Genomic DNA, 4,585 nt, shown 5'->3' on the forward strand with positions numbered 1-4,585 from the left:
GGTCGAAGCCGGCACAGGCGTCGGGGTCGGGATCGGCACAGGCGTCGGCGTCGAAGCCGGCACAGGCGTCGGGGTCGGGTCTGTTGCCGGGTCGGTGACCGGGTCCGTCGCCGGGTCCGTCGCCGGATCGGTGACCGGGTCGGTGACCGGGTCCGTCGCCGGGTCGGTGACCGGGTCCGTCGCCGGGTCCGTCGCCGGGTCCGTCGCCGGGTCCGTCGCCGGATCGGTGACCGGGTCGGTGACCGGGTCCGTCGCCGGGTCGGTGACCGGGTCGGCGAGGTGGGACAGCGCGGCACGGTAGACCTGGGAGGCCTGCGGATTGTCCTCGCACTGCCACACGCCGTGCGGGCAGTAGTCGGTGAGCGTGTTGTACAACGGCTTGTGCTCGTCGATCCACGCGAGCATGCGCTTCACGTAATCCGCGTTGTCGCCGTTGTGGAAGAGTCCCCATTCGGGATAGGAAATGGCCTTCCCGTGGGCTTTCGCGAAGTCGACCTGCTCCTGAAGCCCGTACGGCTCCTTCACCTGCTCGTCGAACGAGAGTCCCGACGGCTGGTCGTACGAATCCATGCCGATGATGTCGACCGTGTCGTCCCCCGGATAGCACTCGGTCCAGGGAATGGCGTCCTGGCCGCGGCTCGGGGCGAAGTCGAACCGGAATCTCTGTCCCGGCACCGCCCGCATGGTGGTGACGATTCTGTTCCAGTACTTCTTCCAGGCCTCCGGGTCGGGACCGCAGCGATGGGTGTATGTGATGCCGTTCATTTCCCAGCCGAGCACGATGACGGTGTCGGGCACGTTCAGCTCGACGAGCCGCTCGGCGAGCGCGCGGAAATGGTGGTCGAACTCTCCGGCGGCGGCCTCACGCAGCAGGAGGCCGACATGGCCGTCGGAAAGCCCGTCCTCGTTGCGCTCCATCATCGGGACGTTGAGGACGAGCATCCGGTCGGCCTTCTCACGGCGCCAGTCCGCCCAGGCCTCCAGGAATCCGGGCGCGCCCTCGATGTTGCTCCAGCGGTCGCCGGGCAGATACGTGTGCCCGACCCGCAACTCGGTGCCGCCCAGCCACTGGCTGAGCTGTTCCATCCGGGCGATACCCCTGATCCCGTAGTCGAGATAGGCGCCGAAGGCCGGCGGCTCGGCCGGGGCCGGCTTGGCGGCTGACGTGGGCTTCACCCCGGTCGCGACGGGCAGCGCCGCTACGGCGGAAGCCGTGACCTGCCCGGTGGGAGCGGGTGCGGGCGTCGGCGGCTGGGTCGCGGCCCTGACACCGGCCTCGGTCGAGGAGGTCGCGAGCGGTGTCACCACCGTGGGTGTCGGAGCCGGCGGGTCGCCGACCCGCACCACCCCGGCGCCCACGGCGTATCCCGGACCCGACGCAAGGGCGACCGACGTGACGATGCCGGCCGCGACGAACGCCAGCCTTCTGTTCCGGGGCCGCTGCTGCTGTGGGGCCATGCCTGCTCCTCTCTCCCTCTTGATCCTCGGATTTCCATTTCCGATTACTGACACTCAGTCATATGAATTCCCATTCAGCCAACCGAGGCTTCGGCACGCACCCCTGCTGATCACTCGCAAGGGTGACCCGCACGGTCACCACGTCCTTCCCGATTCCTCCCGACCGTGCGCCCGACCCCGTTCCCGATCCGTTCCCGATCCCGTCGCCGACCTTGTCGCCGATCCGAAGGAAAGCCCGTGCCGATTCTCGACACCCGGGTCCCCGCCGTCCTGCTGCGCATTGACCGGAATCCCTTTCACCACGGAACGCTGGGGGCCGTACGCTCACTCGGCAGAGCCGGTGTGGAGGTGCACCTCGTCGCCGATTCCGAGGGAAGTCCCGTCCGCAGATCGCGCTTTGTGTGCGCGATGCACCCCCCGCCACCACCCGGTTCGTCCACCGCGGACATCGCCGCCGTGTTGCGCCGAGTGGCCGCCCGGGTTTCCCGCCCCGCCGTACTGGTGCCGATGGATGACGCGAGCGCCCTGGCGGTGAGCCGTCTGGGCGAGGAACTCACCGCCGGGTATCTGCTGCCCAAGCAGCCCGGCGCCCTCGCCGAACGCGTCGCCGACAAGGCCGAACTGGCCGCCGTCTGCCAGAGCGTGGGCGTTCCGCACCCGGTGACCCTGATTCCCGACAGCCCGGCGCAGGCGGCCGCGGCGGCCCGGCGGCTGGGGCTGCCCCTGGTGGCCAAGTGGAGCCGCCCGTGGCTGGTCCCGGCCGGAACGGGCCTGCGCAGCACGGTGGTGGTCCGCTCGGCCCAGGAGGCGCGCGCGCTGTACTCGCGCACCGAGGAGGCCGGCAGTCGGCTGCTGCTCCAGTCCTTCCTGCCGCCGGGGCCCGACCGCGACTGGTTCTTCCACGGCTACGTCGACCGGTACGGGGTGACGCACGGCGGCGGCCCGGGCCGCAAGCACCGCGCCTGGCCCCGCGGCGCGGGCCTCACGGTGGTCGGCCGCTGGACGCCCAACCCGCACCTCCAGGCCATCGTCGAACGGCTCACCGAGGTCCTCGGCTACCGCGGCATCTTCGACCTCGACTTCCGCAGGGACGCCGCCGCGGGCCGCTACCACCTGCTCGACTTCAACCCCCGCCCCGGTGCCCAGTTCCGGCTCTTCGAGGACGGGGCGGGCCTGGACGTCGTACGCGCCCTGCACCTGGATCTGACCCACCGTCCGCTGCCCGCTCCGGTGCCCCTGCCGGGCCGCGCGTTCGTGGTGGAGAACTACGCGCCGCTCGGGGCGCTGCGTCCCCGGTCCGCGGGGCGCGAACTGGCCTGGCACGCGGTGGACGACCGCGCCCCCGGGCGGGCGCTGTGGGGCCTGTGGGCCCGCCATGTGTCGCTGCGCCTGACGCAGCGCGCCGGCCGGCTGGTGCGCGGACCGGTCGCCGCGGACCCGGACGGGACAGCGGACACGAACGGGGCGGCCAAGGCCTACGGGACCGTGGTCGGGCCGCCCCGGGAGACCTCCAGGACGGTGGTCGGGCCGCCGCGGGAGGCGGCCGGGACGGTGGTCGGGCCGCCGCGGGAGACCTCCAGGACGGTGGTCGGGCCGCCGCGGGAGGCGGCCGGGACGGTGGTCGGGCCGCCGCGGGTCACGGCGGCCGCGGTGGAGAGAGCGATCCGCGCGGACCCGACCGTCGTACGACCGCGCGGTGGGCCGGTTCCGCGCAAGGACCCCCGCTCCGCCCAGGTGCCCACCGCCGTGACCGCCCTGCCCTCGGGGTCCCTGGCCCATGCCCCTGCCGACGACGAGAAAGCGAGCAGCTGCTGATGTACGACCTCTTGGTGGTGGGAGCCGGCCCCTACGGCCTGTCCATCGCGTCCCACGCCGCGGCGACCGGGCTGAGCCTGCGCGTCCTCGGCCGGCCCATGGCGTCCTGGCGGGACCACATGCCCCGCGGCATGTTCCTGAAGTCGGAGCCGTGGGCGTCCAGCCTCTCCGACCCCGACGGCCGCAGGCGTCTGGAGACGTACTGCGCGGGCCGGGGTGTGGAGGTCCGGCACGGAGAGCCGATCCCGGTCGAGATGTTCGCCTCCTACGGCCTGTGGTTCGCCCGCAACGCCGTGCCCGACGTCGACGAACGCATGGTCGTACGCGTGCGGACCTGCCCCGGGGGCTTCGAGGCCCTGGTCGACGACGGCGAGGTGCTGCGCGCCCGCACGGTCGCCCTGGCCATCGGCGTGATGCCCTTCGCCGAGATGCCGGCTGCGCTGAGCGGCCTCGGACCCGAGCAGGCGTCGCACAGCACCGACCACGGTGAGCTCTCCCGCTTCCGGGGCCGTGACGTCACGGTGATCGGCGGCGGCCAGGCCGCCCTGGAGACGGCGGCCCTGCTCGCCGAACAGGGCACCCGGGCAAGGGTCCTGGCCCGCGCCGACCGGCTGAACTGGAACGACGTGCCGCCCGCCCTGGAGCGGCCGTGGTGGCGGTCCGCACGCGCGCCGCACAGCGGTCTGGGCTGCGGCTGGCGCAACTGGTTCTACGCCGAGCGCCCCGGCCTCTTCCGCCGGCTCCCGGAACCCACCCGGACGCGGATCGCGGCCACCGCGCTCGGCCCGGCAGGCGCCTGGTGGGTGCGCGACCGCGTCGAACCGGTGGTCGAGCTGATGCTGGGTCACGAGGTCACGTCGGCCTACGGCTCGGGCATCGGCGTACGGCTCGAAACGGTGGACCGGGACGGCACGCCGACGTGCCTGGAGACCGATCACGTCATCGCGGCAACGGGGTTCAGGGCGCGGCGCGAGCGGCTCGGCCTGCTCACGGACGATCTGCGCGCGAGTCTGTCGGCGCTGCCCGACGGGTCGCCCTGCATCGGCCGGGACTTCGAGTCGTCGGTGCCGGGCCTCTTCATGGCGGGCCTGATCACCGCGTCCGGCTTCGGTCCCGCCATGCGCTTCGTGCACGGCGCCGGCTTCACGGCGGACACCCTCGTGCGCGGCGTACGGCGACGGCTGCGCACGGGGCCGACCGGCGGGCGGATCCCGACGCCCGGGGGACGCCGTCGACAGGCGTCGGACCTGGGACTCGGCGCCGGGCGCTGACACCGGCGACCACCGGGCGGGCGGGTGGAGCACTCCCGGGT

3 protein-coding genes are annotated in these 4,585 nt (G+C 73.0%); 2 read left to right on the forward strand and 1 reads right to left on the reverse strand.

Annotated features, from left to right (window positions below; all coding sequences use genetic code 11):
* A partial coding sequence (locus ACFWBT_RS41945) for a glycosyl hydrolase (RefSeq protein ID WP_385709779.1) occupies window positions 1-1,458 on the reverse strand: 1,458 nt, incomplete at its 3' end.
* Window positions 1,459-1,695: 237 nt separating this feature from the next.
* Here ACFWBT_RS41945 and ACFWBT_RS41950 point away from each other — a divergent pair.
* Both ACFWBT_RS41950 and ACFWBT_RS41955 read left to right on the forward strand, forming a co-directional pair.
* The gene (locus ACFWBT_RS41950) at window positions 1,696-3,273 is read left to right on the forward strand and encodes an ATP-grasp domain-containing protein (RefSeq protein ID WP_385709782.1); all 1,578 of its coding nucleotides are present in this window, start codon (window positions 1,696-1,698) and stop codon (window positions 3,271-3,273) included.
* Entirely contained in the window at window positions 3,273-4,544 is a 1,272-nt protein-coding gene (locus ACFWBT_RS41955) for an FAD-dependent oxidoreductase (RefSeq protein ID WP_385709784.1), read from the forward strand. The genes ACFWBT_RS41950 and ACFWBT_RS41955 overlap by 1 nt, the downstream gene beginning before the upstream one ends.
* Window positions 4,545-4,585 lie beyond the last annotated feature (41 nt).

Source organism: Streptomyces sp. NPDC060027, assembly GCF_042737005.1.
Classification (GTDB): Bacteria; Actinomycetota; Actinomycetes; order Streptomycetales; family Streptomycetaceae; genus Streptomyces.

Excerpts from the sequence above, each read along its gene's own strand:
- ACFWBT_RS41955 (WP_385709784.1), top strand. The coding sequence starts at position 3,273 with ATGTACGACCTCTTGGTGGTGGGAGCCGGCCCCTACGGCCTGTCCATC.